Genomic DNA, 1508 nt, shown 5'->3' with positions numbered 1-1508 from the left:
ATCCGGAGGCCGTACGAGGTCTCGTGCTCCTGTCAGGCTATTACTTCCCGACCGCACGGGCCGACGTGCCGCTGTTCTCGCCCCCCGCGGTCCCGGTGATCGGCGATGCCATCCGCTACACGGTCGGCCCGCTGGTCGGGCAACTCATCGCCCCGAAGATGATCCGGACCATGTTCGCGCCGGCGCCGGTCCCCCCGGCCTTCACCGACGCCGTGCCGATCCCGATGATGCTGCGGCCCTGGCAGGTCAAGGCGAGCGCCGAGGATGCCGCCACGATGATACCGGGGGCGGCCGGCTTCCAGGAGCGGTATGCTGAGCTGACCCACCTGCCGGTCGCGATCCTGGCCGGCGCCGACGACAGGATCGTCGACGTGGAGCGGCAGTCCGCGCGCCTGCATCAGGCGCTGCCGAGAAGTGAGCTGCACGTGCTTCCGGGTCTCGGCCACATGGTTCACCACGGTGCACCGGAGCGGGTGGTGGCCGCCATCGAGGCTGTCGCAGCGCCGGGCCAGCAGCAGGACGCGGCTTTGCCGGCCTTGTAACATTGTCGGCGCCGGCAGCATACCGGGGCAGAGCCAGATGGCCGACCGATCTGACACCGAATCAGGTTCCATGCGTTAGCTCCAGGCTATGCTCTACACTTGCCTCATCCTGACGCGCTGGAACGCCGAACTTTTCGCTATGGCGACGAGGTCTGTGAACGACGCCTGGAAGCTGCTGGCGCCAGGCGCGTCGTGGCCCCGGGCACCTGCACCCGTGAACCCGGACCTCACAACCCTGGGTCTGGATCGGATGCCTTCCTCAGGAACCGATCTGCGGCGCGCTTATCGCCACGCCGCCAAGTCGGCGCATCCGGATGTCGGAGGGAATGCGGATGCGTTTCGGGCGGTGTCGGAGGCCTTTGGACGCTTGGCGCACCGAGACACCTAGTTGCGCAAGAGGCTTTCAGGAGAACGGCGCCGCCTTCAGCAAAACAGCAGCTAGCAGGACGAGGTGCTGCCGGATAATCCATAGGCACATAATGCGCGGGTGAGGCGTTACCCCGAGATCATACGAGATGGCGGCTTCGGCAACCACTCGGTCAAGCGCCAGGAGCAAGCCCATGGACTTCCAGACCTGGATCACCGAGATCGAAGCCCTGGTAACCTTCGATGTTGATGCGGATCTGTGGCGAAAGTATTTCGATGCTGGTCTGACGCCTCTTGAGGCCATCGAGCAGAACCGCATTGACGAGGAAGTCTGACATCGCTGTGGTGGGAGCTCGCCAAGGCGGAGCAGTCATGAGTTCGCATTTGGCAGCACCTGCCATCTAACGTCGGGAACAAGCTGTTGGATCAGCCAAGCCGTCTGTTGTTGAGGGATGGTTCGGTACGACGGTCTCACCCTGATATGTCCGATGATCTTGCGATGGAGTATGGAGATGACCGCTAAAATGAGGTGGCCCCCATCTGCCGGACAGTTTGGCGGCCCGGATAAGCTCGGTCCTGGTTGATCTCAGGCCGCCAGTC

2 protein-coding genes are annotated in these 1508 nt (G+C 63.8%); both read left to right on the top strand.

Annotation, left to right across the window (positions count from 1 at the left end):
- A partial coding sequence (locus tag D2K64_RS23505; RefSeq protein WP_157986106.1) for an alpha/beta fold hydrolase occupies nucleotides 1–542 on the top strand: 542 nt, incomplete at its 5' end.
- Between the two features lie 560 nt (nucleotides 543–1102).
- Nucleotides 1103–1243 carry a hypothetical protein gene (locus D2K64_RS24850; RefSeq protein WP_157986105.1) on the top strand — a complete coding sequence of 47 codons (141 nt, stop codon included), beginning with the start codon at nucleotides 1103–1105 and terminating at the stop codon, nucleotides 1241–1243.
- Nucleotides 1244–1508 lie beyond the last annotated feature (265 nt).

Source organism: Teichococcus vastitatis, from assembly GCF_003604215.1.
GTDB lineage: Bacteria > Pseudomonadota > Alphaproteobacteria > Acetobacterales > Acetobacteraceae > Pseudoroseomonas > Pseudoroseomonas vastitatis.
Note: the sequence above shows the minus strand (reverse complement) of the source record. Positions and strands in the feature narration are given on the sequence as shown.